This window comes from Pseudomonas sp. PDM14, from assembly GCF_014851905.1.
GTDB lineage: Bacteria > Pseudomonadota > Gammaproteobacteria > Pseudomonadales > Pseudomonadaceae > Aquipseudomonas.
On the sequence record NZ_JACVAQ010000001.1, the window covers coordinates 1,124,511 to 1,137,475 of the forward strand.

At 65.1% G+C, this 12,965-nt stretch carries 13 protein-coding genes and 1 other RNA gene; 4 read left to right on the forward strand and 10 right to left on the reverse strand.

The window, feature by feature from the left end; translation table 11 throughout:
- Positions 1-2: 2 nt before the first annotated feature.
- From mraY to rsmI, 9 genes are all read right to left on the reverse strand, one after another.
- Positions 3-1,085 carry a phospho-N-acetylmuramoyl-pentapeptide-transferase gene (gene mraY, locus IB229_RS05335; protein ID WP_192325686.1) on the reverse strand — a complete coding sequence of 361 codons (1,083 nt, stop codon included), beginning with the start codon at positions 1,083-1,085 and terminating at the stop codon, positions 3-5.
- Entirely contained in the window at positions 1,086-2,453 is a 1,368-nt protein-coding gene (locus tag IB229_RS05340; protein WP_192325688.1) for a UDP-N-acetylmuramoyl-tripeptide--D-alanyl-D-alanine ligase, read from the reverse strand.
- Positions 2,446-3,909: a UDP-N-acetylmuramoyl-L-alanyl-D-glutamate--2,6-diaminopimelate ligase gene (gene murE / locus IB229_RS05345; protein ID WP_192325690.1), complete on the reverse strand. Its 1,464-nt coding sequence runs from the start codon at positions 3,907-3,909 to the stop codon at positions 2,446-2,448. The genes IB229_RS05340 and murE overlap by 8 nt, the downstream gene beginning before the upstream one ends.
- Entirely contained in the window at positions 3,909-5,654 is a 1,746-nt protein-coding gene (locus tag IB229_RS05350) for a peptidoglycan D,D-transpeptidase FtsI family protein (protein ID WP_192325692.1), read from the reverse strand. The genes murE and IB229_RS05350 overlap by 1 nt, the downstream gene beginning before the upstream one ends.
- Positions 5,651-5,944: a cell division protein FtsL gene (gene ftsL, locus IB229_RS05355; protein WP_192325694.1), complete on the reverse strand. Its 294-nt coding sequence runs from the start codon at positions 5,942-5,944 to the stop codon at positions 5,651-5,653. Before ftsL ends, IB229_RS05350 begins: the two co-directional genes overlap by 4 nt.
- Positions 5,941-6,882: a 16S rRNA (cytosine(1402)-N(4))-methyltransferase RsmH gene (gene rsmH, locus IB229_RS05360; RefSeq protein WP_192325696.1), complete on the reverse strand. Its 942-nt coding sequence runs from the start codon at positions 6,880-6,882 to the stop codon at positions 5,941-5,943. Before rsmH ends, ftsL begins: the two co-directional genes overlap by 4 nt.
- 2 nt (positions 6,883-6,884) lie before the next feature.
- On the reverse strand, positions 6,885-7,340 hold the full coding sequence (gene mraZ, locus IB229_RS05365; protein ID WP_192325698.1) for a division/cell wall cluster transcriptional repressor MraZ: 456 nt from the start codon (positions 7,338-7,340) through the stop codon (positions 6,885-6,887).
- Positions 7,341-7,650: 310 nt separating this feature from the next.
- Positions 7,651-8,000: RNase P RNA component class A (rnpB, locus tag IB229_RS05370), an RNA gene on the reverse strand.
- Positions 8,001-8,040: 40 nt separating this feature from the next.
- Positions 8,041-8,907 carry a 16S rRNA (cytidine(1402)-2'-O)-methyltransferase gene (gene rsmI / locus IB229_RS05375; protein WP_412547785.1) on the reverse strand — a complete coding sequence of 289 codons (867 nt, stop codon included), beginning with the start codon at positions 8,905-8,907 and terminating at the stop codon, positions 8,041-8,043.
- Positions 8,908-9,037: 130 nt separating this feature from the next.
- On the opposite strand from rsmI, the gene IB229_RS05380 reads away from it, so the two are divergent.
- From IB229_RS05380 to IB229_RS05395, 4 genes are all read left to right on the forward strand, one after another.
- Positions 9,038-10,855: a penicillin-binding protein activator gene (locus tag IB229_RS05380; RefSeq protein WP_192325700.1), complete on the forward strand. Its 1,818-nt coding sequence runs from the start codon at positions 9,038-9,040 to the stop codon at positions 10,853-10,855.
- A complete protein-coding gene (locus IB229_RS05385) occupies positions 10,839-11,216 on the forward strand; it encodes a YraN family protein (RefSeq protein ID WP_225578914.1) in 378 nt (125 codons plus the stop codon). Before IB229_RS05380 ends, IB229_RS05385 begins: the two co-directional genes overlap by 17 nt.
- Before the next feature lie 151 nt (positions 11,217-11,367).
- Positions 11,368-11,961 carry a phosphoheptose isomerase gene (locus IB229_RS05390; protein ID WP_192325702.1) on the forward strand — a complete coding sequence of 198 codons (594 nt, stop codon included), beginning with the start codon at positions 11,368-11,370 and terminating at the stop codon, positions 11,959-11,961.
- The gene (locus tag IB229_RS05395) at positions 11,958-12,491 is read left to right on the forward strand and encodes a BON domain-containing protein (RefSeq protein ID WP_192325704.1); all 534 of its coding nucleotides are present in this window, start codon (positions 11,958-11,960) and stop codon (positions 12,489-12,491) included. Before IB229_RS05390 ends, IB229_RS05395 begins: the two co-directional genes overlap by 4 nt.
- 53 nt (positions 12,492-12,544) lie before the next feature.
- On the opposite strand, the gene IB229_RS05400 is transcribed toward IB229_RS05395, so the two are convergent.
- Positions 12,545-12,955: a ClpXP protease specificity-enhancing factor gene (locus IB229_RS05400; RefSeq protein ID WP_192325706.1), complete on the reverse strand. Its 411-nt coding sequence runs from the start codon at positions 12,953-12,955 to the stop codon at positions 12,545-12,547.
- Positions 12,956-12,965: the final 10 nt, after the last annotated feature.

Consider the following 12,965-nt stretch of genomic DNA (forward strand, 5'->3'; position numbering starts at 1 on the left):
TATTACCTCAGTTTCAGGGTGGCAAGACCGACCAGCACGAGGATCACCGTGATGATCCAGAAGCGCACGATCACACGCGGCTCGGGCCAGCCTTTCAGTTCGAAGTGGTGGTGGATCGGCGCCATGCGGAACACGCGCTTGCCGGTCAGCTTGAAGCTGGCGACCTGGATGATCACCGACAGGGTTTCCATGACGAACACGCCACCCATGATGAACAGCACGATTTCCTGGCGGACGATCACGGCGATGGTGCCCAGCGCGGCGCCCAGGGCCAGCGCACCGACGTCACCCATGAAGACCTGCGCCGGGTAGGTGTTGAACCAGAGGAAGCCGAGGCCGGCACCGACCAACGCGGCGCAGAACACGATCAACTCACCGGCGCCCGGCACATAGGGAATCAGCAGGTAGTCGGCGAATTTGATGTTGCCCGACAGGTAGCAGAAGATCGCCAGCGCGCCCGCCACCAGCACGGTCGGCAGGATCGCCAGGCCATCGAGGCCGTCGGTCAGGTTGACCGCGTTGCTGGTGCCGACGATGACGAAGTAGGTCAGCACGATGAAGCCGGCGCCCAGGGGAATGGCGACATCCTTGAGTACCGGCAGGATCAGGGTGGTTTCCACCGGGCTCTGCGCAGTCATATAAAGGAAGACGGCGGCGGCAAGGCCGAACACCGACTGCCAGAAGTATTTCCAGCGGCTCGGCAGGCCACGCGAGTTCTTCTCGATCACCTTGCGGTAGTCGTCGACCCAGCCGATGGCGCCGAACAGCAGGGTCACGGCCAGTACCACCCACACGTAGCGGTTGGACAGGTCGGCCCAGAGCAGGGTGCTGACGGTGATGGCGGAGAGGATCAGCGCGCCACCCATGGTCGGCGTACCCTTCTTCGACAGGTGCGATTGCGGGCCATCGTTGCGCACGGACTGGCCAATCTGGCGGATCTGCAGGGTGCGGATCATCCACGGACCCAGCCACAGCGACAGGGCCAGCGCCGTCAGCACGCCGAGAATCCCGCGCAGTGTCAGGTACTGGAATACACCGAAGCCGGTGTAGAACTGTTGCAGGTATTCCGCCAGCAGCAGCAGCATTTAGTGAACCTCCCCCGATGCACAGAGTGCCGCGACGACATGTTCCATCGCCGCGCTGCGCGAACCTTTAATTAGAATGCTGGTGTCGCCCGCTTCGCGGCGTACGGCCGCGATCAGGCTGGCCTGATCGGCGAAGTGCTGTCCCTGCGGGCCAAAGGCGGCGACGGCATGGGCCATCAGCGGCCCCACGGCGTAGAGCGCGTCGACCTTGCCGGCGGCGTAGGCGCCGACATCGCGATGGCCCTGCTCGGCCCATTCACCCAGCTCGCCGATGTCTCCCAGCACCAGGACGGTGCGGCCGGAGAAGGCGGCGAGTATATCAATGGCGGCGCACACCGAGATTGGGTTGGCGTTGTAGGTGTCGTCGATCAGCCGTGCACCATTCGTCGCCAGCTGGGCTACGGCGCGGCCTTTGACCGGTTGTACGTTTTCCAGGCCGGCCTTGATCCCGACCAGCGGCACGCCCAAGGCATGCGCGGCGGCGGCGGCAGCCACGGCGTTGGCGACGTTGTGCGCGCCGAGCAGGTTGAGCTGGATCTGCGCACTGCCAGCCTGGCCCTGCAGGGTGAAGCACATGCAGCCACGGGCATCGCGGCCCAGCTCGCTGGCGTGGAAGTCGGCCGCGCTGTCGCTCAGGGCGAAGCTCAGCACCGGGCGCCCGGCGGCACGCGCCTGCCAGGTGGCGAACGCCTTGTCGTCACGGTTGAGCACGGCGACACCATCGGCCGCCAGGCCTTCGAGAATCTCGCCCTTGGCTTCGATGATCTTGTCCGGCCCGCCGAACTCGCCGACATGGGCAACACCGGCGTTGGTAATGATCGCCACCTGCGGCCGGGTCAGGCCGACGGTGTAGGCGATCTCACCGACATGGTTGGCGCCCAGCTCGATCACCGCGCCGACATGCTCGGGCGCCAGCTCCAGCAGGGTCAATGGCGCACCGAGGTCATTGTTGAGGTTGCCACGGGTGGCCAGCACCGCACCGTCGAGGCCGGCGCGCAGGATGCTCGCGAGCATTTCCTTGACCGTGGTCTTGCCGCTGGAACCGGTAACGGCGGCCAGTGGTTTGTTGAATGCCTGGCGATTGAGCGCACCGAGCTGACCGAGGGCGATACGGGTGTCCTGCACCAGCAACTGCGGCAACGGCGCATCGGCGACTTCCCGCTGCACCAGCGCGGCGACGGCGCCCTTGGCGGCGACATCGGCGAGGTAATCGTGGCCGTCGAAATTCGGCCCGACCAGGGCGATGAACAGCTGGCCAGCCTCGATCTTGCGGCTGTCGGTGGACACGGCCGAGAACGCCACGTCGGCACCCAGCACGCGCGCGGCCAGCGGTGCGGCGACTTCGCTCAGCAGCAGCGGCTTAAGCATGCGCCACCTCCCAGGCCTGCAGGGCCCTGGCGGTTTCATCAAGGTCGGAGAAGGCATGGCGCACGCCGTCGATCTCCTGGTAATCCTCATGGCCCTTGCCAGCCAGCAGGATCACGTCGGCTGCACTGGCTTCGCCGATGGCCTTGGCGATGGCCTGGCCACGCCCGTGGACGAACTCGACCTGCTCCGGCTTGGTGAAACCGGCACGGATGTCAGCGACGATGCGCTGCGGGTCTTCAGTACGCGGGTTGTCATCGGTAACCAGCACCGCGTCGGCCAGGCGCTCGGCCACCTCGGCCATCAGCGGGCGCTTGCCGCTGTCGCGATCGCCACCGCAGCCGAACAGGCACAGCAGGCGACCGGCCACGTGCGGACGCAGGGCCTTGAGTACCTGTTCCAGGGCGTCCGGGGTGTGGGCGTAATCGACCACCACCAGCGGCAGCTTGCCGCCGCCGAAGCGCTGCATGCGGCCGACCGGGCCTTGCAGCTCGGGCAACACGCGGAGAATTTCGTCGAGCGCGTAGTTCAGGCCAAGCAGCGCACCGACCACGGCCAGCAGGTTGCTCAGGTTGAAGCGCCCCAGCAGCGAGCTGTGCAGGTTGCCCTCGCCTTGCGGGGTGACCAGGTGGGCGCGCACGCCATGGTCGTCGAACGCGGTTTCGCGGCAGTACAGGTAGGCGCTGCTGTCTTCCAGGCTATAGCTGATCAGGCGCGAGTCATGCGGCTGCGCCGCCAGCTGACGACCGAAGGCGTCGTCCAGGTTGATCACGCGGCAGCGCAGGTCCGGCCAGGCGAACAGGCGTGCCTTGGCGGCGCCGTAGGCTTCCATCGTGCCGTGGTAGTCGAGGTGGTCGCGCGACAGGTTGGTGAACACTGCGACATCGAAATCGAGGGCGGCGACGCGGCCCTGATCCAGGCCGTGGGATGACACTTCCATGGCCAGGGCACGGGCGCCGGCCTTCTTCAGGTCGGCCAGGGTAGCCTGCACCGCCACCGGGTCGGGCGTGGTGTGACGACCGCTCTGCAGCGACTCGTAGAAACCGGTGCCGAGGGTGCCGACGATGCCACAGCGTTCGCCCAGTTTGTCCAACGCCTGGGCCAGCAACTGGCTGACGCTGGTCTTGCCATTGGTGCCGGTGACGCCGATCAGGCGCAGGGCGCGGCTCGGCTCGCCATAGAAACGTCCGGCGATGGCGGAAAGCTGAGCCACCAGGCCCTTGATCGCCACCAGCTCGGCGCCGTTGCCGTCCGGCACGTCGGCGCCTGTGCGCTCGTAGGCCACAGCCGTCGCACCGCGGGCGATGGCGTCGGCGATGTGCGCGCGGCCATCCTGCGCGGTGCCGGGCACGGCGAGGAACAGATCGCCCGGGCGCACCTTGCGGCTGTCCAGGGTCAGCTCACGGATCAGCGTGGCGGACTGGGCCTGCGGCAACAGTTGGTTGAGAGGCATGGGCATCAGTGTTGCGCTCCCTTGCCAGCGACGGCGGCCACGGCTTGCGCGTCTTGCGGCGCGACCGGTGGCGGCAGGTTGTCCGGGGTGATGTTCATCAGGCGCAGCGAACCGGCCATGACCTTGCTGAAAACGGGAGCGGAAACCAGGCCACCAAAGTAGCCGGACTTGCTCGGCTCATCGATCACCACGACCATGGCGATGCGCGGGTTCGAGCTCGGCGCGAAGCCAGCGAACATCGAGCGGTAGGCGTTGGCGGTGTAGCCCTTGGTGCCGACACTGGCTTTGCGCGCAGTGCCGCTCTTGCCGGACACGTGGTAACCCGGCACCTGGGCGCGGAACACACCGCGCGGCGCCTCGATCACCTGCTGCAGCATGCCCTGCATAGTCTTGGCGACATCTTCCGACATCACCTGCACGCCATCGGGAACACGGTCGGCACGGGTCATGGTCAGCGGCACGCTGCGCCCGTTGTTGGCCAGCACCGCATAGGCATGCACCAGCTGCACCGCAGTCACCGACAGGCCGTATCCGTAGGACAGGGTGGCGGTTTCCGCCTTCGGCCACTTGCGATGGTGTGGCAGGTTGCCGACGCGCTCGCCTGGGAAGCCCAGGCCGGTGTCCTGGCCAAGGCCGACCTGCTGCATCAGGGTGAAGATGCTCTCACCGCCGATATCGAAGGCGACCTTGCTCATGCCGACGTTACTGGAGTTGATCAGGATGCCGGTCAGGTCCAGCTCGCGGCCCTGGGTCTTGGACACGTCCTTGATGGTGTAGCGGCCGATCTGCAGCGAGCCCGGCCACACTTCGACGATGTCGCTCGGCTTCCAGCGCCCGCTCTGCAGTGCGGCGCTCATCGACAGCGGCTTGACCGTCGAGCCCGGTTCGAACACGTCGATCATGGCGCGGTTGCGCATCGCGGCCGGCTGCAGGTTGCGGCGGTTGTTCGGGTTGTAGGTCGGCTGGTTGGCCATGGCGAGGATCTCGCCGGTCTTCACGTCCATCATCACCAGGCTGCCGGCTTTGGCACCGTTCTCCACCAGCGCGTTGCGCAGCTCGCGGTGAGCCAGGTACTGCAAACGCAGGTCGATGGACAGGGCCAGGGTCTTGCCGGCCTTGGCGTTCTGGGTGACCTGCACGTCCTTGATCAGGCGACCGCGGCGGTCCTTGAGCACCTGACGCTTACCCGGCACACCAGCCAGCCACTCGTCGAAGGCCAGCTCCATGCCTTCACGACCACGGTCGTCGACATCGGTGAAGCCGATCACGTGCGCCGCCACTTCGCCGGCCGGGTAGAAACGGCGGAACTCTTCCAGGCCATACACGCCCGGCACTTTGAGGTCGAGAATGACCTGCCCCTGCTCCGGCGTCAGGCCGCGCACCAAGTACATGAACTCGCGACCACTGTTCTGCTCCAGGCGCTGGGCAAAGGCTTTCGGCTCCTGCCCCAGGGCCGCCGCCAGGGCACCCCACTGCTCGCGCGCCTTGTTCAGCTCCTTGCCGTTGGCCCACAGGGTGGTCACCGGGGTGCTGACGGCCAGGGGCTCGCCATTGCGATCGGTGATCAGGCCACGGTGCGCCGGAATAGGAATGTGCCGCACGCTGCGTGCATCGCCGTGAGCCTGGAGGAAATCGTGATCGATCACGTGCAGGTCGATGATGCGCCAGGAGATCGCGCCGACCATCAGTGCCAGCAACGCCAACACCAAGCGGAAACGCCAGGGATAGAGAGCGCCTTCGAGACCGGTCATGGCGCCACCATCGTGACTTCGGACGGCTCGGGGATGCGCATCTTCAGCTGCTCGGTGGCCAGCGTCTCGATGCGGTTGTGCGCGGTCCAGGTGCTCTGCTCCAGCACCAGGCGACCCCACTCGGCCTGTGCCTTGTCGCGCACGCTGAGTTCGGTGTACAGCGAGTTGAGCAACTGACGGTTCCAGTGCGCGCTGTACGACACGCCGATCGCCGACAGCAGGACGCCAACGAACAGCACCAGCAACAGCAGGCTGCCCGGCGGCATCGGCTTGGCGAAGGCGCGACTCATCGCAGCTTCTCCGCCACACGCATGACCGCGCTGCGCGAGCGCGGGTTGGCCTTCAGCTCAGCCTCGGAGGCGAACTGCGGCTTGCCCAGCAGCTTGAGACGTGGCTCGAATGCCTTGGGGATGATCGGCAGGTCACGCGGCAGCTTGTCGGCCTCGCCCTTGGCGTGGCGTTTCATGAACTGCTTGACGATGCGGTCTTCCAGCGAATGGAAGCTGATCACCACCAGACGGCCACCCACGACCAGGCTTTCCAGCGCCGCATCGAGACCCTGCTCGAGATCGCCCAGCTCGTTATTGATATAGATGCGCAATCCCTGGAAGGCGCGGGTCGCCGGACTCTTGCCCTTTTCCCAGGCAGGGTTGGCCTCGGTCAGCACGGCCGCCAAGTCGGCAGTACGCTCAAACGGCTTGACCGCGCGGCGCTCGACCACGGCACGCGCCATGCGCTTGGCGAAACGCTCTTCGCCATACTCCTTGAACACCCGGGCGATTTCGTCGGCGCTGCCGGTGGCGATGAACTCGGCGGCGCTGACGCCGGCATCGGGGTTCATGCGCATGTCCAGCGGACCGTCGTTGAGAAAGCTGAAACCGCGCTCGGCATCGTCCAGCTGCGGCGACGACACGCCGAGGTCGAGCAGCACGCCATCGATCTTGCCCGCCAGGCCGCGCGTGGCGACTTCGGCACCCAGCTCGGCAAAGCTGCGCTGCACAACGACGAAGCGGCCGTCTTCGGCCGCCAGTGCTTGTCCTGTCGCGATCGCCTGTGGGTCCTTGTCGAAGCCCAGCAGGCGCCCCTCTGAACCAAGCCTTTTGAGGATCAGCCGGCTGTGTCCTCCGCGTCCGAACGTGCCATCGAGGTAGCAGCCGTCGGCACGCACAGCCAGCCCGTCGACAGCCTCGTCGAGCAGCACGGTGATGTGGCGGAAGCTACTGGTCATGTTCACAGGATCAGATCACGCAGGTCGTCCGGCAGAGCGCCGGGTTGTTTGATGGCGGCCAGGTCGGCATCAGCAAGCGCGTTCCAGGCATCCTCGTTCCACAGTTGGAATTTGTTCAGTTGGCCGACCAGCATCGCGTGCTTATCGAGGCCCGCGTGCGTGCGCAGACGCGGCGGCACGAGGAAGCGACCACTGCCGTCCAGCTCGATATCCACGGCGTTGCCGATCAACAAGCGTTGCAGGCGACGGGTTTCTTCACGCAGGGAAGGTAGTTCGCGCAATTTGGCTTCGATCAGCTCCCACTCGGGCAGCGGATAGACACAGAGGCAGGGGTCGACGGCATCGATGGTGACGATGAGCTGGCCGGCGCAACGCGAAACGAGCTCGTCACGATACCGGCTCGGCATCGCGAGTCGCCCTTTGGCGTCGAGACTGATGGCGTTAGCTCCGCGAAACAAGGCTGCGCTTCCCCACTGTTATTAGCTTTCCGTGCCCATATGACCCACTTTGTGCCACTTCGTGCCACTTCGGCACACTATAGAAATGCACACACCCCAGCGTCAAGGCGCATAAAGAGGGAAAAATCCTTATGGGACGGAGATTTAGCGAACTAAGAGGGATATTTGCCGAAGCAAAATAAGCCGAATTCAGGACGAATCCGAGCAAGCTCAAAAGGCTGAACTTCAAACTTAAAGTGATTTGTTAAGAGAAAGATTTTTTCGGTATTACGACGAGAGGGATTTACAGCGAAACAGCGAGGAGAAGGAGGTGGAGAGTCGATCTGTAAGCCGGGTTCTGTCGAGGACAGTCATTCCTCTACGACGTACATCACTGTACGCCTTTAGCAACCTACCCGGTTCCAGCGCGGGCCACGCCAATGGAACCCTATTTGGTCTTGCTCCGAGTGGGGTTTACCTAGCCACGAACTGTTGCCAGTCGTGCGGTGCGCTCTTACCGCACCTTTTCACCCTTACCGGTGCTTGCGCACTTAGGCGGTTATTTTCTGTGGCACTTTCCGTAGGCTCACGCCTCCCAGGCATTACCTGGCACTCCGCCCTATGGAGCCCGGACTTTCCTCCCCCTTCACGAATGAAGGCAGCGACTGTCCGATCGACTCTCCGCCGCCAAGGTTAACCACCCCGACGGGACAGAACAAGCTCAAGCGTCCTTTTGCCGCTCAAGCGCCACCTGATAGAGCAGGTTCTTGCGCACGCCAGTGATCTCCGCCGCCAGCGCCGCCGCGCGCTTGAGTGGCATTTCACCAAGCAGCAGATCAAGCACGCGCAGCGCTTCACCACTCACCGCCTCGTCGACTTCAGGCGCCTGCCACCCGGAAACCAGCAGCACACACTCGCCGCGCTGCTGATTGCTGTCAGCCGCGACCCAGTCATGCAGCTCACCCAGCGCAGCACCCTTGAGGGTCTCGAAGGTCTTGGTCAGCTCGCGACCGAGCACTGCGATGCGCTCCGCACCGAAGACATCGCGCATGTCGGCGATGCTCTCCAGGATGCGATGCGGCGCCTCATAGAAGATCAACGTGCGCGGGTCTTCGCTGACCGCATCCAGGCGCGAACGCCTGCCGACACTCTTGGCCGGCAGAAACCCCTCGAAGCTGAAGCGATCGGACGGCAGCCCAGCGGCCGACAGCGCGGCGATCAAGGCGCAGGCGCCCGGCACCGGTACCACTCGCACACCGGCAGCCCGCGCGGCACGCACCAGATGGAAACCCGGATCGGAGATCAGTGGCGTGCCGGCATCGGAGATCAACGCCACGTCATCCCCCGCCAGCAAGCGGGTGAGAAACCGCCCACCCTCGTCACGCTCGTTGTGCTCATGGCAGGCCGCCAGTGGCGTGGCGATGCCGAAGTGTTGCAGCAGACGCAGCGAATGACGCGTGTCCTCCGCCGCAATCAGCTTGACCTCTCGCAGGGTGCGCAAGGCGCGCGCCGTGATGTCATCAAGATTGCCGATGGGCGTGGCCACGACATAGAGGGTGCCGACAGCAACGCCGGAAACAGCGGAAATGCTCACAAGCCTTCCTCGGACTGGGCGGAAAAGCGCGCATTGTAGCCCGTTTCTCGGCAGCGACATCGCACGCCCGGCGAGGCTTGGGTACAATCGCGCACTCATTTGCTCAAGTACCAGGAACGTTTAGATGATCGCCTGCCTGCGTCCGTTCTCCGCACTCTGCCTCGCCGGCCTGCTTGTCGCCTGCGGCAGCTCGCCGTCGTCCAACCTGGGCGAACTGCCACGCACCCCTCAGGCCAGCATCGAGCAGTTACTGCAGCAAGCCGCCACCAGCCAACCGGAACAAGCCGCCCTGCTGCGCCTGTCCGCCGCCGACCTGGCATATAAGCAGAAGGACCTGGGCCGCGCCACGCGCATCCTCGAAGAGGTCCAGCTGGAAAGCCTGAAACCAGCCCAGCAGGTATTCGCCGTAACCCTCGGCGCCGAGCTGGCGCTGGCACGCAACAAACCGAAAGCCGCACTGAAGCAGCTCAGCCACCCCAGCCTGGATCGCCTAGGCGAGCTGCCGGTGCAGCAGCAGGCCCGCACCCAGCTGGTTCGCGCCGCCGCCCTGGAGGCCGATGGCCAGACACTGGCCGCCGCTCGCGAGCGCGTGTTCATCGCCCCCCTGCTCGACGGCGAAACCGCCACCGCCAACCACGAAGCGATCTGGAGCCTGGTCAGCAGCCTGCCGCTGGATCAGCTGCAGCAGGGCAGCGCCGACGGCGACCTCGGTGGCTGGCTGGAGCTCGCCCGCATCGCCAAGACCAGCGGCACACCCGAGCAGCAGCTCGCCGCCATCGATGCGTGGCGCAAGCAGACTCCGCAACACCCAGCCGCCGAACAGCTGCCGCAGGCGCTGAGCAAGCTGAAAGACATCGCCGGCCAGCCGTTGCAGAAGATTGCCCTGCTGCTGCCCCAGGAAGGCCAGCTCGCCTCGGTCGCCCGCGCCCTGCGTGACGGTTTCATGGCCGCGCACTACCAGGCCCAGCAGGCCGGACAGAATCCACCAGAGGTGCTGCTCTACGACAGCTCGCGCCTGTCTTCGCTGGACGATTTCTACCGCCAGGCCCAGGCCGACGGTGCGCAGCTGGTGATCGGGCCACTGGAAAAACCGCTGGTCAAACAACTCAGCGAGCGCCCGCAACTACCCCTCACCACCCTGGCCCTGAACTACAGCGATGCCGGACGTGAAGCACCGGCGCAGCTGTTCCAGTTCGGCCTCGCCGCCGAAGACGAAGCCCGCGAAGTGGCACGCCGCGCCTGGGCCGACGGCATGCGCCGCGCCGTGGCACTGGTACCGAGCGGCGAGTGGGGCAATCGCGTTCTCGCCGCCTTCCAGCAGAGCTGGCAGACCGCTGGCGGCACCCTGATCGCCGCCGAGCACGTCGATCAGCCAGTAGCACTGGCCCAGCAGATCGCCGACCTGTTCCAACTGCGCCAGAGCGAAGCACGCGCCAAACGCCTGCAGAGCACGCTGGGCGGCACTGTCGCCGCCCTGCCCGCACGCCGCCAGGACGTCGACTTCATCTTCCTCGCAGCCACCCCGCAGCAAGCCCAGCAGATCAAGCCGACCCTGGCCTTCCAGTACGCCGGCGACGTGCCGGTTTATGCCACCTCGCACCTCTACACCGGCGGCAACAACCCGAGCCAGTACCAGGACCTCGAAGGCATTCGCTTCTGCGAAACCCCATGGCTGCTGGACAGCAACGATGCACTGCGCCAGCAGGTCGACGGCCAGTGGCCACAAGCCGCAGGCAGCCTGGGCCGCCTGTACGCCATGGGCGTCGACGCTTACCGCTTGGCGCCACGCTTGAATCAGCTCAAGGCCCTGCCGGAAACCCAGGTGGAAGGCCTGTCCGGCAACCTCAGCCTGAACCAGTCCCAGCGCATCGAGCGCCAGCTGCCGTGGGCCGAGTTCCGCAACGGCCAAGTGCAGCGCCTGCCGGATGCGCTCAATCAGTAAACGCCAGGAAGACGGGCGCGCCGCCGAAGCCTTGGCCCGCGCCCATCTCGAACGCAGCGGCCTGCGCCTACTGGCGCAGAACTGGCTGTGCCGCGGCGGCGAGCTCGACCTGGTCATGCTCCACGGCGACACAGTGGTATTCGTCGAAGTTCGCTACCGCCGCCATGCCGGCTGGGGCGGCGCCCTGGAGAGCGTCGATGCGCGCAAACGTGGCCGCCTGATCCTCGCTGCACAAGTATTCCTGCAGCAGGAAAGTCGCTGGGCCAAGTACCCCTGCCGTTTCGATGTGGTCGCGCTCAGCCCGGGACGCACGGCGACAACGCCGCAACTGGACTGGCTACAGAACGCTTTTGATACCTGAATGAGCCCGAGCGAGCATTTCTAGTCGACCGCTGCGGGCAAGTCGGGTACAAAGCCGGACATCGACCCGGCCACCGGTGGCATTGCGCCCACCCAGCGATACTCCTTTACCAACCAGGCCGGCGCAGCCCGCACACTGAAGGTTTTACCCGATGGACATGCAATCCCGAATTCGCCAGATGTTCCAGGCCAGCATCGACACCAAGCTGCAGGCCGTGGAAGTGCTGGTCCCGTTCATCGAACATGGCAGCCAGGTCATGGTCGAAGCCCTGCTCCACGACCACAAGATTCTCACCTGTGGTAACGGCGGCTCGGCCGGCGACGCACAGCACTTTTCCTCCGAGCTGCTCAACCGCTTCGAGCGTGAACGCCCGAGCCTGCCAGCCATTGCGCTGACCACCGACAGCTCGACCATCACCTCGATCGCCAACGACTACAGCTACAACGAAATCTTTTCCAAGCAGATTCGCGCCCTGGGCCAGCCCGGCGACGTATTGCTGGCCATCTCCACCAGCGGCAACTCGGCCAACGTGATTCAGGCGATCCAGGCCGCACACGATCGCGAAATGATTGTCGTAGCTCTGACCGGCCGCGACGGTGGTGGCATGGCCTCGCTGCTGCTACCGGAAGATGTGGAAATTCGCGTGCCTTCCAAGGTCACCGCACGCATTCAGGAAGTGCACCTGCTGGCTATCCACTGCCTGTGCGACCTGATCGACCGCCAACTGTTCGGGAGTGAAGAATGATCCGCAATCCGCTGATTCTGGCCACCCTTGCTGTCAGCCTGCTGCTCGGCGCCTGCAGCAACCGCAGCCTGGGCAACAAGATCGATGACCAGTTCATCGAGCCCGATGTGCGCTCGGCGATTTCCAGCGCCCATGCCGACCTGACCAGCCCCACCTCGCACGTGGTGGTCACCGCCTACAACGGCGTGATCCTCCTGGCCGGCCAGACCCCGCGCGCCGAGCTCAAGGAAAAGGCCGAGCAGACCGCGCGCAACGTGCGCGGTGTGCGCAAGGTGCACAACGAACTGCAGGTGCTGCAGCCGAGCTCCGCACTGGCCCGCAGCAACGACGCCGCACTGACTACCAAGGTCAAGGCACAGATGCTCTTCGACAGCAGCGTGCCCAGCTCGCGCATCAAGGTGGTGACCGAGAACGGCATCGTCTACCTGCTTGGCCTGGTCACCCGCAACGAGGGCGCCGCAGCCACTGCCGTGGTGCAGAGCGTCTCTGGCGTGCAACGCATCGTGAAGCTGTTCCAGTACACCAACTGAAGCCGTTTCGCAGGCAGTAAAAAGGCGATCCATTCGGATCGCCTTTTTCGTTTCTAGCGCACCACTTTCAGACTGGGGCGCCCACTGGGTCGTGGCGGCTCGCCACCGGACGGACCATCGTCATCCGGGCCGTCGATATCCTCCTCGTCGACTGGCGGTTCCAGCTCGAAGACCATGCCCTGGCCGTTCTCGCGTGCATAGATCGCCAGCATCGCCCCCGCCGGGATGAACAGCGCGTGCGGCACGCCACCGAAGCGCCCCTCGAAACTTACCGCCTCGTTGTCCATGTGCAGGTTGCGCACGGCACTGGGCGACACGTTGAGGACGATCTGCCCGTCATTGGCGAAACCGGCCGGCACGCGCACGCCGTCATATTCGGCATTGACCAACAGGTGCGGCGTGCAGTCGTTATCGACGATCCATTCGTAGAGAGCTCGTACCAGGTACGGACGACTGGAATTCATAGTGGGCGAC

What these genes read in the sequence shown, in the direction of transcription:
- mraY (WP_192325686.1), bottom strand. Translation starts at nt 1,085, where the DNA reads ATGCTGCTGCTGCTGGCGGAATACCTGCAACAGTTCTACACCGGCTTC.
- IB229_RS05340 (WP_192325688.1), bottom strand. Translation starts at nt 2,453, where the DNA reads ATGCTTAAGCCGCTGCTGCTGAGCGAAGTCGCCGCACCGCTGGCCGCG.
- murE (WP_192325690.1), bottom strand. Translation starts at nt 3,909, where the DNA reads ATGCCCATGCCTCTCAACCAACTGTTGCCGCAGGCCCAGTCCGCCACG.
- IB229_RS05350 (WP_192325692.1), bottom strand. Translation starts at nt 5,654, where the DNA reads ATGACCGGTCTCGAAGGCGCTCTCTATCCCTGGCGTTTCCGCTTGGTG.
- ftsL (WP_192325694.1), bottom strand. Translation starts at nt 5,944, where the DNA reads ATGAGTCGCGCCTTCGCCAAGCCGATGCCGCCGGGCAGCCTGCTGTTG.
- rsmH (WP_192325696.1), bottom strand. Translation starts at nt 6,882, where the DNA reads ATGACCAGTAGCTTCCGCCACATCACCGTGCTGCTCGACGAGGCTGTC.
- IB229_RS05380 (WP_192325700.1), top strand. Translation starts at nt 9,038, where the DNA reads ATGATCGCCTGCCTGCGTCCGTTCTCCGCACTCTGCCTCGCCGGCCTG.
- IB229_RS05385 (WP_225578914.1), top strand. Translation starts at nt 10,839, where the DNA reads ATGCGCTCAATCAGTAAACGCCAGGAAGACGGGCGCGCCGCCGAAGCC.
- IB229_RS05390 (WP_192325702.1), top strand. Translation starts at nt 11,368, where the DNA reads ATGGACATGCAATCCCGAATTCGCCAGATGTTCCAGGCCAGCATCGAC.
- IB229_RS05395 (WP_192325704.1), top strand. Translation starts at nt 11,958, where the DNA reads ATGATCCGCAATCCGCTGATTCTGGCCACCCTTGCTGTCAGCCTGCTG.
- IB229_RS05400 (WP_192325706.1), bottom strand. Translation starts at nt 12,955, where the DNA reads ATGAATTCCAGTCGTCCGTACCTGGTACGAGCTCTCTACGAATGGATC.